At 61.5% G+C, this 16,855-nt stretch carries 20 protein-coding genes and 1 tRNA gene; 10 read left to right on the top strand and 11 right to left on the bottom strand.

Annotated features, from left to right (window positions below):
• Window positions 1–22: 22 nt before the first annotated feature.
• Complete coding sequence (locus WS68_RS08455; protein WP_059570364.1) at window positions 23–334, top strand: SCP2 sterol-binding domain-containing protein; 312 nt, start codon at window positions 23–25, stop codon at window positions 332–334.
• The gene (locus WS68_RS28785) at window positions 331–1,611 is read left to right on the top strand and encodes a CaiB/BaiF CoA transferase family protein (protein ID WP_231752974.1); all 1,281 of its coding nucleotides are present in this window, start codon (window positions 331–333) and stop codon (window positions 1,609–1,611) included. Before WS68_RS08455 ends, WS68_RS28785 begins: the two co-directional genes overlap by 4 nt.
• A 285-nt stretch (window positions 1,612–1,896) precedes the next feature.
• Here the strand turns inward: WS68_RS28785 and acpP are convergent, their stop codons facing one another.
• The 5 genes from acpP to WS68_RS08430 all read right to left on the bottom strand — a co-directional run bounded on the left by acpP (window position 1,897) and on the right by WS68_RS08430 (window position 5,126).
• Window positions 1,897–2,139 (bottom strand): acyl carrier protein, encoded by a 243-nt coding sequence (gene acpP, locus WS68_RS08445; RefSeq protein ID WP_059570363.1) that lies wholly within the window; start codon window positions 2,137–2,139, stop codon window positions 1,897–1,899.
• Window positions 2,140–2,203: 64 nt separating this feature from the next.
• Window positions 2,204–3,361 (bottom strand): beta-ketoacyl-ACP synthase III, encoded by a 1,158-nt coding sequence (locus tag WS68_RS08440; protein WP_059570362.1) that lies wholly within the window; start codon window positions 3,359–3,361, stop codon window positions 2,204–2,206.
• A gap of 3 nt (window positions 3,362–3,364) precedes the next feature.
• Entirely contained in the window at window positions 3,365–4,243 is an 879-nt protein-coding gene (locus tag WS68_RS08435) for a dialkylrecorsinol condensing enzyme (RefSeq protein ID WP_269434533.1), read from the bottom strand.
• Window positions 4,244–4,817: 574 nt separating this feature from the next.
• Window positions 4,818–4,997, bottom strand: a complete 180-nt coding sequence (locus WS68_RS27375) for a hypothetical protein (RefSeq protein WP_156429402.1) — start codon at window positions 4,995–4,997, stop codon at window positions 4,818–4,820.
• Between the two features lie 52 nt (window positions 4,998–5,049).
• Window positions 5,050–5,126, bottom strand: a tRNA-Met gene (locus tag WS68_RS08430).
• Between the two features lie 210 nt (window positions 5,127–5,336).
• Here WS68_RS08430 and WS68_RS08425 point away from each other — a divergent pair.
• The 3 genes from WS68_RS08425 to WS68_RS08415 are packed head-to-tail and all read left to right on the top strand — an operon-like array spanning window position 5,337 to window position 7,347.
• Window positions 5,337–5,834, top strand: coding sequence for a heme-degrading domain-containing protein (locus WS68_RS08425; protein ID WP_059570380.1), 498 nt, complete (start codon window positions 5,337–5,339; stop codon window positions 5,832–5,834).
• A 4-nt stretch (window positions 5,835–5,838) separates the two neighbouring features.
• Window positions 5,839–6,177, top strand: coding sequence for a DMT family transporter (locus WS68_RS08420; RefSeq protein WP_059570360.1), 339 nt, complete (start codon window positions 5,839–5,841; stop codon window positions 6,175–6,177).
• 30 nt (window positions 6,178–6,207) lie between these two features.
• Window positions 6,208–7,347 (top strand): enoyl-CoA hydratase/isomerase family protein, encoded by a 1,140-nt coding sequence (locus WS68_RS08415; protein WP_059570359.1) that lies wholly within the window; start codon window positions 6,208–6,210, stop codon window positions 7,345–7,347.
• A gap of 86 nt (window positions 7,348–7,433) precedes the next feature.
• On the opposite strand, the gene WS68_RS08410 is transcribed toward WS68_RS08415, so the two are convergent.
• On the bottom strand, window positions 7,434–7,859 hold the full coding sequence (locus tag WS68_RS08410; RefSeq protein ID WP_059570379.1) for a hypothetical protein: 426 nt from the start codon (window positions 7,857–7,859) through the stop codon (window positions 7,434–7,436).
• A gap of 332 nt (window positions 7,860–8,191) precedes the next feature.
• Between WS68_RS08410 and ssuD the strand changes: the two genes are divergently transcribed.
• From ssuD to WS68_RS08385, 5 genes are all read left to right on the top strand, one after another.
• Window positions 8,192–9,349 (top strand): FMNH2-dependent alkanesulfonate monooxygenase, encoded by a 1,158-nt coding sequence (gene ssuD, locus WS68_RS08405; RefSeq protein WP_059570358.1) that lies wholly within the window; start codon window positions 8,192–8,194, stop codon window positions 9,347–9,349.
• A gap of 19 nt (window positions 9,350–9,368) precedes the next feature.
• On the top strand, window positions 9,369–10,190 hold the full coding sequence (gene ssuC, locus WS68_RS08400) for an aliphatic sulfonate ABC transporter permease SsuC (RefSeq protein ID WP_059570357.1): 822 nt from the start codon (window positions 9,369–9,371) through the stop codon (window positions 10,188–10,190).
• A complete protein-coding gene (locus WS68_RS08395; RefSeq protein WP_059570356.1) occupies window positions 10,187–11,191 on the top strand; it encodes an ATP-binding cassette domain-containing protein in 1,005 nt (334 codons plus the stop codon). The genes ssuC and WS68_RS08395 overlap by 4 nt, the downstream gene beginning before the upstream one ends.
• 85 nt (window positions 11,192–11,276) lie before the next feature.
• A complete protein-coding gene (locus WS68_RS08390) occupies window positions 11,277–11,492 on the top strand; it encodes a TOBE domain-containing protein (protein ID WP_059518648.1) in 216 nt (71 codons plus the stop codon).
• 137 nt (window positions 11,493–11,629) lie between these two features.
• On the top strand, window positions 11,630–11,827 hold the full coding sequence (locus tag WS68_RS08385; protein ID WP_059570355.1) for a hypothetical protein: 198 nt from the start codon (window positions 11,630–11,632) through the stop codon (window positions 11,825–11,827).
• Between the two features lie 463 nt (window positions 11,828–12,290).
• Here WS68_RS08385 and WS68_RS08380 read toward each other — a convergent pair whose 3' ends face one another.
• From WS68_RS08380 to WS68_RS08360, 5 genes are all read right to left on the bottom strand, one after another.
• Window positions 12,291–13,481, bottom strand: coding sequence for a hypothetical protein (locus tag WS68_RS08380; protein WP_059570354.1), 1,191 nt, complete (start codon window positions 13,479–13,481; stop codon window positions 12,291–12,293).
• Complete coding sequence (locus tag WS68_RS08375) at window positions 13,447–13,674, bottom strand: DUF4224 domain-containing protein (RefSeq protein ID WP_059570353.1); 228 nt, start codon at window positions 13,672–13,674, stop codon at window positions 13,447–13,449. The genes WS68_RS08380 and WS68_RS08375 overlap by 35 nt, the downstream gene beginning before the upstream one ends.
• Before the next feature lie 63 nt (window positions 13,675–13,737).
• Window positions 13,738–14,148, bottom strand: a complete 411-nt coding sequence (locus tag WS68_RS08370) for a hypothetical protein (protein ID WP_059570352.1) — start codon at window positions 14,146–14,148, stop codon at window positions 13,738–13,740.
• Window positions 14,145–15,746 (bottom strand): DUF551 domain-containing protein, encoded by a 1,602-nt coding sequence (locus WS68_RS27370; RefSeq protein ID WP_059570351.1) that lies wholly within the window; start codon window positions 15,744–15,746, stop codon window positions 14,145–14,147. The genes WS68_RS08370 and WS68_RS27370 overlap by 4 nt, the downstream gene beginning before the upstream one ends.
• Window positions 15,747–15,756: 10 nt before the next feature.
• Window positions 15,757–16,662 carry a DNA cytosine methyltransferase gene (locus WS68_RS08360; protein ID WP_231752976.1) on the bottom strand — a complete coding sequence of 302 codons (906 nt, stop codon included), beginning with the start codon at window positions 16,660–16,662 and terminating at the stop codon, window positions 15,757–15,759.
• Between the last annotated feature and the right edge of the window lie 193 nt (window positions 16,663–16,855).

Below are 16,855 nucleotides of genomic sequence, written 5' to 3'. Positions count from 1 at the left end.
TCATCACTCTTCAGGAGACACCATGAATGCAGTCGACGCGCTTCAGCAACTGCCGACCCTCTACCGCGGCGGCGACCACGTCAACAAGACGATCCAGTTCGACATTTCGCAGCCGACGTATCTGCGCATCCGCGATGGCCAATGCTCAGCCGTCGAAGGGCGGGCCGACGACGCCGATTTGACGCTGCGCCTGTCCGACGACGATCTGGTCGATCTGCTGAACGGCAAGCTCGACGGCACGATGGCCGTGATGAGCGGCAAGCTGAAACTGTCGGGAGACGTCATGCTGGCTCAGCAGATCGAAACCTTGTTCGATACGAAATCGCTGCTTTGAGCGCGCCGCCGAACGCCGATTCCCATCCGACGATGGCGATGGGGGCTTGCCGCGGCAATCCGCTGCTGCGCGGCGTGCGCGTGCTCGATTTGTCGCGCTTGCTGCCGGGCCCGTTCTGTTCGCTGTATCTGGCGCAGCTCGGCGCGGACGTGATCAAGATCGAGGAACCTGGCGGCGACTACGCGCGCGCGTCGGCCGAGCTTTTCGAGCAGGTGAATCGCGGCAAGCGCTCGATCACGCTCGATCTGCGGCAGTCCGACGACGTCGCGCGTTTCAAGGCGCTGGCCGCCGATGCGGACGTCGTGCTCGAATCGTTCCGCCCGGGCGTGATGGATAAGCTCGGTTGCGGCTACGACACGTTGAAGCGGATCAACCCCCGGCTCGTCTATGCGGCACTGACCGGATATGGCCAGACAGGGCCTTACCGCGATCGGGCGGGTCATGACGTGAACTATTTGGCGATCGCCGGTGTGCTTGATCAGATCGGCACGCACGGCGGCCCGCCAACGATGTCGAACCTGCAGATCGCCGATCTCGCCGGCGGTTCGCTGACGTGCGCGATCGGCATCCTGGCGGCGCTGTTCGGTGCGCGTGCGTCGGGTGTGGGTTCGTTCGTCGATGTCGGGATGGCCGATGGCTCCGCCGCGCTGCAAGTGATGGCGCTGGCCGCCTTGCGTCAACACGGCGAGGCGTTGCCGCGCGGCGACGATATTTTCACGGGCGCGCTGCCGAACTACGCCATCTACCGATGCCGCGATGGGCGCCATCTCGCGATCGGCGCGCTGGAGCCGAAGTTTTACCGCGCGTTGCTCACGGGCATCGCGCCGGCGCTGCCGGGGTGGGTGAACCGCATGGTCGCGCGCAAGCTTGCGCCGCGGCCGGCCGGCGCGCCGAGCGCTGCGCCCGACGATCCACAGGCCGCCGCTCGCGCGAAGCTGCAGCCGTTCGGCAACGCAGCAACCGATCCGCGCGATGCGCGCCGCATACTCGCGCCGCTGCGCTGGCTGCTCACGCTGCTGTTCTTGACGAGGCCGCGCGATGCGTGGGTCGATCTGCTTGAGTCGGCCGACGCGTGCGTGACGCCGGTTCTGACGCTCGGCGAGGCGCTGGACAACGCGCAACTGCGTGCACGCGGCATGGTGTTGGATGACGGCGGCAAGCCGGCATTCAACCTGCCGATCTTTTTCGACAATGGGCGCGCGGTACATGGCCCGAGCCCTGCGCTGGGCGCGGACAACGACGGCGTGCTGAGCGCGCTCGCGCAAACGACACGATAGATTCTGCCGCGCGCTTCGAAGGGGCGATGCGCGTGATTTCGGGCAAGCGGCTCGATTGCGCGCCGCCCGAAATTGCTTTCTCTGAGTCTATTTCTGGACCGTGTGTCTTTTCTGAATCGATTTGATACAAGGCATTCCGGGAAGCGAAATTTCAACTCGAACACGTTGCAGTTCTCAACTTGAGTTCTCCGATGCCGGTCAATCCACTGGGCGCCGCGTCATTTTCTGAACGAATCGGTGTCGAGCTGCGCTTCGCTTATCTGCCTAGGTGCTTATCTGCTTAGGTTATTCACGGCTTGTCACGGCTCGTATGTAATCAACGACCTGTTGCGGCGTTTCGAGTTTATCCGCCTCACTATTGGGAATCGAAATGCCAAGCTCCTCCTCAAGCGTCATGAACAGTTCCACCCGATCGAGGGAGTCGGCACCCAAGTCGTGAGTGAAAGAATCGGTGAGTTTAATATCTGCTGCGTCGAGGCCCAGTTGCTTGGCAGTGACATTTTTGATTTTTTGCGCAATGCCGTCCATTTTTCCATTTCCTTTATTGGCAAGAAAAATTAAAAGGCCGGTTTGGATGAGTGTGGAGATGATCCTATTCTTCAGTCACGGTCAGATGCATAAACGCACTCGAGAAACGTCCGCTTTCCGGTACGAAGCACAAGATTCGCTGGCCTGAGGCAAGATTTCCTCGTTTGAGTAAATCGTCCAACATGATGTAAATAGAGGCGGCGCCAGTATTTCCTTTGGTCGTGAGATTCGTGAACCAGTTTTTTTCAGGAATAGGGAGGCCGATTTCATCGAGTGCCTGGAAAATAGGCTTGCGGAAATATTCGGATGACATGTGGGGCAGGAACCAATCGATGTTTTGGGCGGACAAGCCTCGCTTCGCGATGACTGTCTGCAGCGGTTTGCTCAGCGTGTGTGAAACAACGTTTTCATTGAGCAATCGGACATCCTGCTTGATTGCGAAAATGGAGCGCGATGCTTGCTCTTCAGGCGAGAAATTCCGCCAGCCGACCATATTTCCTTCGTCGTTTTTCTCCGCGCCGGCATACATGCACGTGGGCAATACGTGCGCGTACGAGAATATGTCGATCCAATCGATTTTCAGCGACAGCGAATTTTTGCGCGGCTGATTTTCGATCAGAACCGCGCCCGCGCCATCGGACAGCATCCAGCGCAGGAATTCTTTCTCGAATGCGATTTCGGGGCGCCGGTGCAGTTCGTCGAGCAGCGTTTCGTTTTCCTTTTCGAAGTTGCGTGCGTGCAAGTGCACGGATAGTACTTCGGAGGCGGCCGTGACAGCATTGCGCGTGTTGCCTGACGTGACGGATAAATAGCCATACTTCAAAGCCGTCATGCCGGCGACGCAAATGCCGGAAGTCGCGACTACCTCGCATGCCGGCATGCCGAGCTGGCCATGAACCATTACTCCGTGATTGGGCATGAGCTGGTCGGGCAGTGTGGTGCCGGTCGACAGGCATTCGATTTCATCGATGGAAAATCGATCGTCACATAAGCCTTTGATCGCTTCGACGGTGATATCGGCGTTGCTGTATTGCGGCAGGCCGCTTTCGGCATCCAACACATAATGGCGCTGTTTGATGCCGTTGTTGCGCAGAATGATCGGGCGGGCACGGGACGGCTGACCTCCGATGTATCCGAGTACTTTTTCGATATGGTCGTTATCGATGGGGTTGCCAGGCATAAAACTGGAGACGCGGGTGATATAGGCGGGATGGAGACTCATTGTTTACCTCGATTGGTTAAGGTGACGACTCGATCCAGAGGGCTGCTCGTAGTAGCGTTGCATGCTGTCGAGGCGACCTCGCATGAACAGGCGGATTATCTGACGCACGAAAGAAGAGACAGGAAGAATGAATAGAATGGCGACGACGAGCCAGATCGCGAAAGCGAACAGCATGGCGTGTCTTGCCCAAGGGCCGATTGTTCCGGCTCGCATGATAGCGGCCGACCAGACGCGAAATCCCCGATAGGCGATGCGCTCGCTCAGGATGATCGAGGGGTTGACGGTAACGGCGCCGAGTCCGCTCAGCATTGGCTTCGTATGACGCTCGAGGTCGCCGTTTTTCAACGCAAGTTTGATGGCATCGCCGAAGCGTGTGGCACCGGTGGCGTCGGCAAGCGATACGCCCGCTCGCGGCAGCCCCAGCCACGGGCCGCGTTTGCCTGTCATCATCCAACGTGGAGTGGTGATCAAAGTTTTCCATGTCGGCGCCCGATCGGTCAGTGCGACGTTGTCGCGCAGGTGCGCGCCGGCTTCTTGCAGAAGCCGCTTCACCGTCTGCTGCGCAGTGAGCCACATATTTCGGCAGACAACGACGGTGACGACAGGGCGTCCCTTTAATAAGCGCCGACCCTCGTCGCTTTTAAGAAATGCCGTGACCGGTGGCGAAGGACTGAGATACCAGACCTGATAAAACAAAACGATCAAATCGAACGGCTTTTCGTGGTCGAGTTGGAATGGCTCGAGCGCTGGAGGAACGAGCCTGACTGTTTCAGGAAGAATATTCAGAAATTGCCAGAGTGACCACGGAAACGAATAAGCGGGAATAGGCTTTAATATTAGGTTGCGAATCGTAATTTCGCTGGCTGATTCGAGTGGTTGCATGAAATTATTCGCAACTTCGGTTAATTGGCCGCTTTGCGAATATTGAATGGTGAGAATTCTTTTTCCTGGCATTTTGTTAATCTGGTAATTTGGTTATATCGGGAAGCGGGGTCAGCATATTTCCTTTGGATCAATTTGATTTGGGCTTGTCGATATTGTAGGAGCGGGAAGGCAGGAAAAAATTGAGTTGCGGAAAAAATTTTATTTTCTTGAATTTAAATTTGATGGGTCGATTTTTGTTTTGCTTTTTTGTGATTTTTTTTGGTTTTTGGTGATTGATTTTTTATTTTTTTATTTTTTTATTTATTTTGCTTGGAATTGATGAATTATGGATATGATCTTGACTTATTATTCTGGAGACGGCCAGGTTTGACCTGGCACCTGGGAACTGGCACCTGGGAACTGGATTGCGCTTGGTGACGAACCCGCGCTTATCGGCGGTGGAGGTGGCCTTTACGTTGCCGCTCCGTATCGGTGGGGCTTCGACACCGTGGCCGAGATCGTTCGATGGCTTGATTGATTACAGCGGCATGTGCATGCGGCGCATGCGAGTGTGGCTGCCTCGGGGGATTTGTCAGTCAATCAACCGCGGATTGTGGCCGAACTGCCGGGCTTGCTGCGCGACATTTCGTGCGGATTCAGCTAGACGAGCCCATGCAAAGCAATACCGCAACACATGGCGCAGATGCAAAAGCGGCGAGGGGAAGGGAAATGATGAGATCAGGTCGAAAAAGCCGATGCGACCGATGTCCACACCGAGTCCGACTGGCCGGAAGAAAGGCCGAGAGTTTGACGGATACTCGGTATGGTTGCGGGGGTAGGATTTGAACCTACGACCTTCGGGTTATGAGCCCGACGAGCTGCCAGACTGCTCCACCCCGCGTCCGACGAAAAATAAGATTATAAAGAGCTTTTCGGGGCAATGCAATTCCTTTTCGACGATTTTCTTTCGCGCGCGGTGTTCGGGATCGGCTGCCGCCGGACGCTGAGCTAGAATCGAGCGGTTCTCACCGCTGCGCGGGCTGCATGCCGACGATGCGCGCAGTCGGCTCTTTCTGTTTTTCGTTTCCGCTTTCGGATGCACGCACGTTTCATGGATATCGCTCTCGATCTACAGTCGATCGCCGCGCAGGAAAAGGCGCTCGTGTTCCCGCAATTCGATGCCGCGCAGGCATGGGCGCTCGGTGCGCGGTTGCGCGAGCTTGCGCATGCGCGCGGCCACGCGGTTGCCATCGACGTGCGCACGTTCGGCCAGCCGCTGTTCTTCGCGTCGCTCGACGGCGCGACGCCCGACAACGTCGATTGGACGCGCCGCAAGAGCAATACCGTCGCGCACTTCCGGCGCAGTTCATACGCACTCGGCCTGCGCATGCAGCAGGCGGGAACGACGCTTGCCGATAAGCACGGCCTGCCCGCGACCGAATACGCGTCGCATGGCGGCGCGTTTCCTCTGACTGTCGCGAGTGCGGGCGTGATCGGCTCGGTGACCGTGTCGGGGTTGCCGCAGCGCGCCGATCACGAACTCGTCGTCGAGGCGTTGTGTGCGCAGCTCGGCCATGCATACGACGCATTGGCGCTGCCGAAAGCCTGACGCGATGCGAGTGCCCGGTTACGCATGGCTCGTGATCGCGATCGTCGCCGAGGTGATCGGCACGTCGGCGTTGCGCGCCGCCGACGGCTTCACGAAGCTCGGCCCGACATTGATCGTCGCAACGGGGTACGGCATCGCGTTCTATTGTCTGTCGATGACGTTGAAGAGCATGCCGGTCGGTATCGTCTATGCGATCTGGTCGGGCGCGGGCATCGTGCTGATCACGCTCGTCGCGCTCGTGCTCTATCGGCAGGTGCCGGACTGGCCCGCGATCATCGGGCTCGGGCTGATCATCTCGGGCGTCGCGGTGCTCAATCTCTTTTCCAATATGCAGGCGCATTGACGGCGCCTGCCCGTACTTCTTGGCGCGGATATGAACGCTTCTTATTCTGATTCGTCCGGGGCCGACGTGCGCGCCCAGGTGGCGAACCGCATCGGTTTTCTCGAGCTGCACCGGCCGCAGGCGCTCAATGCGCTGTCGACCGGAATGATCCGCACGTTGCATCGCGCGCTCGACGCGTGGCGCGACGATCCGGGCGTGCTCGCGGTCGTGATCCACAGCCCGCATCCGCGCGCGTTCTGCGCGGGCGGGGACGTGCGCTTCTTCTACGATGCGCACCAGCGCGGCGACCGGCAAGCGATCGATACGTTCTTCATCGACGAGTACACGCTGAACCATGCGATCTTCACTTATCCGAAGCCGTATATCGCGCTGATGCACGGCGTCGTGATGGGCGGCGGCATGGGAATTTCGCAGGCTGCGCAGCGCACGGGCGGGCTGCGCGTCGTGACCGATTCGACGAAGATGGCGATGCCGGAAACACGGATCGGGCTTTTTCCCGATGTCGGCATGAGCTGGTTTCTGGCGCGCACGCCGGGTGCGCTCGGCCGTTATCTGGCAGTCACGGGCGCGACGCTCGACGCGGCGGGCGCGTTGTATGCGGGGCTTGCGGATGCGTATCTGCCGGACGCGGCGTTGCCCGCGTTGCTCGATATGCTGCGCACCGAGTGGTTTGACGACGGCGCGGCGGTGACGGCGCGCGTGGCGGCCGAAGCGGCGCGGCACACGCCTGCGCCGGCGCCCGGCGCATCAGCGCTTGGCGCCGCGCACGCGTCGATCGACCGGCATTTCGCCGAACCGGACATCGCCGCGATTGCCGCGTCGCTCGACAGCGAACGCGACAGCGCGGTGCGCGCCGCGTGGGTCGATCGCGTTCGCGACGCGATGCGCGGCCCGCTGTCGCCGCTGTCGATGGCCGTGTCGCTCGAGGTCGTCGAGCGCGCGCGCGGCGCGACGATGGCCGATTGCCTGCGGCGTGATCTGGATTTGACGCGCTCGACGTTTGCGCGCGGCGACGTGATCGAAGGCGTGCGCGCGGTCATCGTCGACAAGGACCATGCGCCGAAGTGGCGCTATTCGACGATCGCCGATGTGCCGGTGCAGGAAGTCGCGCACATGTTCGACAGCCCGTGGGCAGCCGATGCGCATCCGTTGAAGGCGCTGCGCGATTGACGCGCGAGCATTCCGGATTGCCGATATCGCCGGCGCGATGGCTCGATGCCGGTCTCACGCCGCGCTCACATCGCGGCCGGGCCGCCTCATGCGGCGTCGCGGTCCGACATGAAGGCGCGCATGAATACGAGCGCGCCCCAGCCCCAGATCGCGTTTGTCACGAAGCCGACGGCCAGCGGCGGCAGCATGTTGCCGGCCGGCCAAATGCCGCGCAGCGGATCGATGGCGAAAACGCGCGCGGCGGTGAGCGCGACGCCGCCAAACACGAGCGACGGCACCCAAGGCGCCGAGCGTTCGGGCGATATGCGCAGCAGCCAAGCCATCAGGATCGCCCAGCATGCGCTCATGATCGCGTTCGCGACGAATTCAGGAATGCCGAGCGGTGCGAACGGCACGGTCGAGAAACCGGTCGCGTCGATGAGGCCGGCAGTGTGCAGAAGCGTGAGAGTCGCTTCGCGAAAGAAGAAGGCGGCGAGAAAACCGGACAGAAACGGCAGGATTATTTTCTGCATCAGGAGCGCCACGGAAGGGCGCGGCGCCGTCGGGCGCGCGCCGGGTTGTTCATTGCCCGCCATTATATAGACGCGTATGCGCCGACATTCGTTGCAGCAGCACGCTAAGCACGAAAGCGGAAAACCTAAGCTCAAAAAAATCGTTCCTAAACGATATCGCGCTCCCTAGACTGATTTCCCGGAGTCGGCTGGGCCGGCTTGCGCGCCTGCCGCACGCAGCGCGCCGCTCGAGGCGGCTGTTCCGCTCATTCGCCAGCGCCGCGCGTTGCACGCGGCGGTGCGCAGCCGTCGACATCGACCTTTTTGCACGATCAGTCAGGCAGGAGCATTGCATGAATGTGTTTTGGTTCATCCCCACGCATGGCGACAGCCGCTATCTCGGCACGGCCGAAGGCGCGCGCGCGGCGGACTACGATTACTTCCGGCAGGTGGCGGTTGCGGCCGACACGCTCGGTTACGATGGCGTGCTGCTGCCGACCGGCCGCTCGTGCGAGGATGCGTGGGTGGTCGCCTCGAGCCTGATCGCGCAGACCAAGCGCTTGAAGTTCCTCGTCGCGATCCGGCCGGGGCTGTCGTCGCCGGGGCTTTCCGCGCGGATGGCATCGACCTTCGACCGTTTGTCCGACGGGCGTCTTCTGATCAACGTCGTGGCGGGTGGCGACGCGGCTGAACTCGAAGGCGACGGTCTGTTCGTCGATCACGACACGCGTTACGCGATAACCGACGATTTCCTGCATATCTGGCGCAAGCTGCTTACCGAATCGCACGAGAACGGCAGCGTGGATTTCGCAGGCAAGCATTTGCAGTCCAAGGGCGGCAAGCTGCTGTATCCGCCCGTTCAGCACCCGCATCCGCCGCTGTGGTTCGGCGGTTCGTCGCCGGCTGCGCACCAGATCGCGGCCGATCACATCGATACGTACCTGACCTGGGGCGAGCCGCCCGACGCGGTCGCAGCGAAGATCGCCGATATTCGCGCGCGCGCGGCCGAGCGGGGTCGTCAGATCAAATTCGGGATTCGGCTGCACGTGATCGTGCGCGAGACCGAGGGCGAAGCGTGGCGCGATGCGGAGCGCCTGATCAGCCGGCTCGACGATGACACGATCGCCCGCGCGCAGCAGGCGTTTTCCAAAATGGATTCCGAAGGGCAGCGCCGGATGGCTGCGCTGCACGGCGGCAAACGCGGTTCGCGGCAGGAGCTTGAGGTGTATCCGAACCTGTGGGCGGGGGTCGGTCTCGTGCGCGGTGGAGCCGGCACGGCGCTCGTCGGCAATCCCGAGCAGGTCGCCGCGCGGATGCGCGAATACGCGTCGCTCGGCATCGAGACGTTCATCCTGTCCGGCTATCCTCACCTGGAGGAGTCGTACCGCTTTGCCGAACTTGTGTTCCCGCTCGTCAAGGGCGACGGCGCAGCGCGTCGCACGGGGCCGCTATCCGGGCCGTTCGGCGAAGTCGTCGGCAATCAATATTTGCCGAAGGCGAGCGCGAGCTGACGCGGGGGGGGGCATCGAGATGGCATCCTCGCTGCGTTCGCCGCCAAGTTTCGCGGTGCGCCACGCCGGCCAAGCCGCACGCGCGGTCGCGCCGTGGCTCGTGCCGCTTCTGCTGGTGCTGGCGTGGGAATTCGCCGCGCGCTCGGGCGCGCTGTCGAACCGCGTGCTGCCCGAGCCGCTCGCCGTCGTGCGCGCTGCGTGGGCGCTTGTCGAATCGGGCGATATGTGGGCGAACGTGAAGGTCAGTACGTGGCGCGCGCTCGTCGGCTTTGCGATGGGCGGCGGAGTCGGGCTCGCGCTCGGGCTGGCGACCGGATTGTCGAAGCCGGCCGAGATCGCGCTCGATTCGACGATCCAGATGATCCGCAATATTCCCGCGCTTGCGACGATTCCGCTCGTGATCCTGTGGTTCGGCATCGACGAGAAGGCGAAACTTTTTCTCGTCGCGCTCGGCGTGTTCTTCCCGGTTTATATCAACACGTATCACGGAATCCGCTCGGTCGATCCGGGCCTCGTCGAGATGGCAAAAAGCTACGGCGTGAAGGGCTTCGCGCTCTATCGCGATGTGATCCTGCCGGGGGCGCTGCCGTCGATTCTTGTCGGCGTGCGCTTCGCGCTCGGGCTGATGTGGGTGATGCTGATCGTCGCCGAAACGATCTCCGCGCAATCGGGCATCGGCTACATGACGATGAACGCGCGCGAATTCTTGCAAACCGATGTGGTGCTGGTCGGCATCCTGCTGTACGCGGCGCTCGGCAAGCTCGCCGACGTGTTCGCGAAGTGGCTCGAGCGCGCGCTGCTGCGCTGGCACCCCGCGTATCAACCGGGAGTTCGAGCATGAGTGCAACCACGCTGGCTGCGTCGTATGGCCCGATCGCGGGCGCGGATCTCGAGGCCGAACTCGCCCAGCCGCGCACCGCCGACGGCGAGGCGCAGGATGCCGCGATGCGTGAGCGGGACGGCGGTGCGCACGCGCGGCCGCCCGCGGCCAGCGGCGGACTGTCGCGGGCCGGCCGTGACGGCAGCCGCGCAGCCGATGCCGCGGCGGTGCAATTGCGGCGCGTAGGCAAGCGGTACGGCGAACGGGCCGTGCTGTCGGACATCGATTTGTCGATCGAGCACGGTGAGTTTGTCGCGATCGTGGGCCGTAGCGGCTGCGGGAAATCGACGTTGTTGCGGCTCGTCGCGGAACTCGAGGCGCCGAGCGCCGGCACGCTCGTCAAGCGTGGCCGGCGCGGCGCGGAGCACGCGCTGGATACGCGAATCATGTATCAGGACGCGCGCCTGCTGCCCTGGAAAACCGTGCTGCAGAACGTGATGCTCGGCCTTGGCCGGCGCGCGAAGGACGAGGCGCGCGCGGTGCTCGACGAAGTCGGGCTGCTCGCGCGCGCAAACGATTGGCCGGCGCAGTTGTCGGGCGGTCAGCGGCAGCGTGTCGCGCTCGCGCGCGCGCTCGTGCACCGGCCGCAACTGCTGCTGCTCGACGAGCCGCTCGGCGCGCTCGACGCACTCACGCGCATCGAGATGCATGCGCTCATCGAGCGCTTGTGGCGCGAGCATCGCTTCACCGCGCTGCTCGTCACGCACGACGTGCAGGAGGCGGTAGCGCTTGCCGACCGGGTTTTGCTGATCGAGGCGGGCAGGGTCGCGCTTGATCAGCGAGTGCCGCTTGCACGGCCGCGCGCACGCGCGTCGGCCGCCTTCGTCGCGCTCGAGGAGCGCGTGCTGCAGCGCGTACTGACGGGTGGCGACACCACTGCCGGGCCGCAGGCAACGACGCTGCCCGATCCGAGCGGCGGCGCTGCCGTGCGCGCGGCGGGCAGCCTGCGCTGGGCGGTATGACGGCGGCGCGGCCCATCGGGCGCGAGCGTGTCACAGATGAACGAAGCCCGTTCTCCATCAAACGAATCTTTCGGAGCAATACTCGATGAGCATTACCGCAATCAACGTGCGTAATCAATTCCGCGGCAAAGTGAAGGAAATCATTCGGGGGCCGGTCGTATCCGAGGTCGATGTCGATACGCCGTTCGGCATCGTCACGTCGGTCATCACGACGCGCTCGGTCGACGAACTGGAACTGAAGGTGGGCACCGAGGTGGTGGCGCTCGTCAAGTCGACGGAAGTGTCGATCGCGCGCCTCTGAACGACGCGGAAATCGGCTCGGCTGCGCGTCGGGCGAGATTTTCCAATGGCCGCTGCCGGGCCGCCGAAGCATGGTTTCCGCTGTTTTCCCGGCGTTTGTGGAGTGCTAGGATGAGGCGAACTTGGCGGAGGCGGCCTATGTTTCCCATCCTGAGTCCCGAGGCGATCGAAGCACTGAAATGGATCGATCAGTTCGGCTCCGGCCGGCCGCTGCCGGCGGCCTTCCGGCCCGCGCTCGAGGAACTGCTGAACGACGGATTCGCTTATTTGAGCGGCCCCGACAGGGCGGACATCACCGACGACGGCAGCGCTTATCTGTCCGACGCATACGATTGATCGCCGAACGGGCGGCGATCGCTGATGGCTGCACGGCCGGCTGCTGTTTGCATTGGCGGATGCGCGGACCGTATTGCTCCGGCATCGCATTCGGTGATTCGATTGAGATGGCTTTTCGACGCGGCCGCTACTCGATGCCGGGGCTCCGGCGCGGCGTAGCGAATGCGGGCAACGCGCCAGGACATAAAAAAGCCCGCTCAGGTGGCGGGCTTTTTTAAATCATCTTCCAGCTTTTGGAATTTGATCTTCCAAAACTTGTAACGCTGAACTGAATTTGCGTTGCAAGCCGTTGAATTTGTTGGGGTGGCTGATGGGACTCGAACCCACGACAACAGGAATCACAATCGGGTTCGCTAACGGCGATTTCCCCATGAAAATCAATCGATTATATTTCTGATTTCAGAATATTCTCCGAAACTTGGCCCTTGCTGCGTAAGGGTTTGCGCGATGCCATTCTGAAATTTTACTCCGTCGCGCTGGCCTTCTTTACCTTGCGACGATCGTAGTTCCGGTGTGTCGTCGCCGGGCTCGCATGCGCCGCAAAATCGTAGGCATCGGCCTCTCGATTTTCGAGTTTAGAAGTAATCGCTGCGGGCCGGGCATCCGAAAGCGCGAAGTAATCCGGGTGCTCAGTCAATTTGAGTGGAACAGCGGCTGCTGGGGCGCCCGCGCGCTGCGCTTTTTCGCGCACCTTTTTCGCCTCCCATTCGGAGGCGATCGCTGGATCACGCGCGCCGATGTAGGCATACATGGCGTCCTGCCAGACCGACGCCCATCCACTCTTCGAATACATCCGCCCCTTGCGGTTCGGAAATAGAAACACGCTCGACACCTTGCGGCCGCGTTTGGCCCGTTCCACAACTGTGCGCAGCCGCGGCGACCATAGCCGCAGCTTGACCGTTGGAGCTTCTCCCTTTTTCCGCTTAGCGCCCACCACGCGCACGCCCTCGTCCGTCAATCCGCTCATGTGGTACGGCCGCACTTCTGCGGCGCGGTAACCCGTTAGGTAGCAGAACATTGCCGCGATGCCCATCGTGCGATATGCCTGTTGCTGCTTGAGCGACCACAGGTAGAACTTGAGCACCTGACGGCGCTCGATCGTGCGCACGTCGCGATCCGTTTCGTTTAGCATCAGGCCGATGAACGGGTTCGCGCGAATCACGCCCCATTTGATCCAGTATCTGCACATCGTTGACATGAGGGCCATATCTTTGTTCGCACCAGCGGGGGCGCCGGCCTTCGCTCTCGCATCGAGATACTGGTAGCCATGGATCATTTCGAGCCGCTTCGGGTCCATTCTGCCGAAGAACTGTGTCAGACGCCTATAGGTGGACTTTCGAACTGCCTTGGCATCGACACCCTGTGCGAGAAAATGGTTCTGATCAACCTCCTCTTCAAACCGCTCGATCGCGTCGGCAACTGAACCAACGATGACTTGGCCGGCTTGAATATCGAGCGCTTGTCGTTTCGCGATGCGCTCGGCCGCGGCGACGGCCGCACGATCACGGCTCGGTGCAGACGCGAGTGTCTCTTCTCGGTTATCCGGAAATTTGTAGTAAAACGAGATTTTCCGAATGCCGACACGCTTGTAGAGCCGGTCAATGCCGGTCGGCTCACTTTTAGGCGAAGGCTTGGAGATTCGGACCCGCGTCATACTTGTCTGCGTTCGATTCGGCTGTGAGTCCGAGTTTCCGGTCACGGTACGCACGCGCGACCTTCGGGAGCCCGTGGGTGTCGATGACATAACGCCAGTGATTATCAGTCAGCCATTTCCGCATGGCGGTGCGTTGGTTGGACTTACAACCAACCAGGTCGGCGAGTTCTTGGGCGGTAAGGTAATCGCTCATTTCATTTTCCCTTGGACGGATCGACGGGCGATTTCGAATTGATCCTCAGGTAACAGAATCGGCTCACTCATGATCGACACCTTTCAAATTCGATTTGACCCAGTTGCGCATGCGATGCCACCGGGCTTCTGGCGTCTCGTCATACCAACAGGCTTCATCGTTTTCAAAGACGATCTCGGCGGCGAGCGCAGGCGCGATGCCAAAAGCCGCGCTGACCGAATCGCGATCGTCGGGATCTAACTTCGACATATCGATACCTCGTGCGTGACCAAGCACGCCGATGGTGCAAAACTCGCCGTCAGCAGTCTGAAGTTCGTTGGCAATAAGTCGCTTCTCTGGCATGGCGTCAAGTGCATCGGCGAGTTCGCGCAGGAATGCTTGCCCACGCGCACCTTTGATCGCCGAGGCAACAGCACCACGCCAACGGATCAAATCCCAACCATCACAATCATCGCTATATCCACTTCTGCTCATTGCTTGTCTCCTGCGCGGGCGGCGTCGATGGCGGCATCCAGCGCATCGCCGCGTAACGCCTCACCCTCATTCGCGGATTCATCCAGTGCGCTCCAATACACAACGTCAATGCGGCCGGGTTCTACCGATTCCGGACGTGTACGCAGATAGCGATACCGTTCGGCGTCGCGCTTGTCATCGTCCATCGCCTCGATGTTATGTTGCTGCTTGGATGCATCGAGAGCATCAGGGGAGTCTCCCAGGCGCTTTTTATAAAGCGCGATCGCATCAAGCATTGCCAGGACTACACTTGAATGAAAAGCGGCATGCACGTGGCCGTCACCCCGCTCCGTCTGGATGCGGACTAGATATTTTTCCGACATGTCGTACAGTTCGTCGGCCGTCACCTCGCCGCTCGGCTGCTGCGCCGACAGGTCGGCTGCATGATTCGCCAAAGCGCGCTCAAGGTCGTGCTTCAGGTCGACATGCTCCTGCACCGAGTAGCCGTCTTTCGTGCCGATCCGCTCGGCAATCCAGTGATAGCAGACCGCCGCGATTCTCTGTTCCGTCTCGTTAGGCTCGCGCGCCTCTGCCGGTGCGTCGGCCTGCGAGGGTTGCGGGGCGGTGCGGGGGTGCATAAGTGCCCACGATTCATCTCTCGTCAGCCAGCGAACGGCTCCCAGTTCAACGATGCATCGCGAGCCATCTTCGAGGCAAAGTACCGCGCCAGTCATCTTGTAGCCATCACGTTGAATGATGTCATTGGCCTTCATGTCGGTCAGGCGGTCGCCTGTATTTACCGTTCCCTCCACAGCGGGCACTGTCCGATCGGATTGCGGGGCGACATCGATCGGACGCCAGTGCGTCACCTCGTGTTCGCAGCGATCTTCTGTGACCTGGGACTTCCAAGTGCCGTGGAAGATACCTGCGATGTCGTAATAGACGGCGGAGCCGCGTATTTTCCGCACGAGCACATCGGTTTCGTCATCGGGCAGACAATCATCTACGCTGATCCACGCCACCGCATCCGCAGCGGGCAATGCTGCCGCGCGGGCTTGCCAGCCTTCCCACCTGCGAATGAAGTCGTGCGCGTCCCATGCGCCGTATTCTGTGGGCGCGTATCCAGCCGTTCGGCCGCTTCCGATGCGCTGGCAGTCGGCAGGCATCGGAAATACTTTTTCGAACGCCGCCCGCTCGTCGGCCGGCGCTACCATTTTGCGGTCGTGCGCAATTTGGTCGGTCGGCGCTGCTGCCGACTGCGGAAAGGGCTGGCTCACGCAGAGCCTGAACGTCTCGGCGCACAGTTCCGCGAAGCGCTTCGGCACGACGCGCGCCTGCGACCAGTCAGGGCAGCACGCTTCGAAGCCGGCCGGAATATCGCCGAGACGGCCGCACTCGGGACAGAAGCGAATCGTCTCCTCGATCAGCGCTGCTGCGGGCTGTCCGACAGGGGATGCGGCGAGGGCGCGGGCACGTGCAAGCAAATCCGCGCGGAATGCCTTCTCGCGTTCTCGGCACGGGATTTGATCTGCGAAACTTTGCACGTCGTCGATCAGGTCTAGCAGCAGTTCGCGAGGAACAGTCAGCGCATCAGCGCGGCTATGTTGTTGGTCGTTCATGGTGGTGTCCTCAGGTGGTCAGGATTTCGTCAGCTGCGAGGATGAATTGCGTCGCCGCTTCGGCGTTGATCGCGTTGCCGTACCCTCGGAGTCGGCCGGTTCGGCTGCCTTGGTCCTTCCGTGGACGAAGCGCGGCGATGCGTTCTTGATCGGCGCGCACTCGTCCCACGCCACCGGCAGACCCATCAACCAGCGGGAATGTGCCGGGTTCAACTGGCCGCCACTTTCCATCCCGGCAGAGGAGCCAGTCAGCAGCTCGCCAGAAGCCGTTAGTCGGGCCGGCTGGCTCGATTCGCTCGAAGCCGTCAGGCAAGCCATAGCTGCCAGATCCGGGCCGTGCGACCGCATCGCCTCGCGAATCCCGCCCTCCGTTGAGCGCACACCCTTGTCCGCAAGCGCTGCGGTCGGTGTCGGCCAGCCGGCCAACCACGCCACGCGCCCGAGCAGCGCGTTCAGCGGCACGTTCGCGCATTCCGCGCCGTCCTTGTGATCGCGCGTAGTCGGCGTAGGCCATCCAGAAAGCTCGATCTCTGATGTGCGGCGCACCGACGCCCGCAGACGGGAACGGCTCACACCCGTAGGTGTAGTCCACGGCTTCCAGGTCAGCGTGTACAAGGTCGATCCAAGGATCGACAGCCGAGCTCGCAACCTGCTCTCCAAAGATGACTGGAGGGCGGCACTCGCCGATGAGCCAGTACCACGCAGGCCACAGGTGCCGCTCGTCATCAAACCCAGTTCCTTTGCCTGCCGCGGAGAAAGGTTGGCACGGACAGGAACCGGTCCAAACAGGTCGATCATCAGGCCATCCGGCGCGCCGAAGGGAATACGACCAGACGCCGATTCCGGCGAAGAAGTGGCACTGGTCGTAGGCTCGCAGGTCATCAGGTTGGACATCCTCAATGCTCCTTTCATCCACGTCGCCTGGTGCGATGTGCCCGGCGGCGATCAGGTTGCGCAGCCACTGCGCGGCGTATGGGTCGTGCTCGTTGTAATACGCAGCCACACGGCATCCTCAACTCAGTCCTGAATAATCAACTGCCCGGTCGAGCAGCAGTTCACGAGCGCGTCATACACGTCCGAAGTCACGTTGATGCAACCGCGCGTCACCT

This window comes from Burkholderia sp. TSV86 (genome assembly GCF_001522865.1).
GTDB lineage: Bacteria > Pseudomonadota > Gammaproteobacteria > Burkholderiales > Burkholderiaceae > Burkholderia.
The sequence above is the reverse complement of the archived record's forward strand: the minus strand, read 5'-3'. Positions and strand labels throughout refer to the sequence as shown.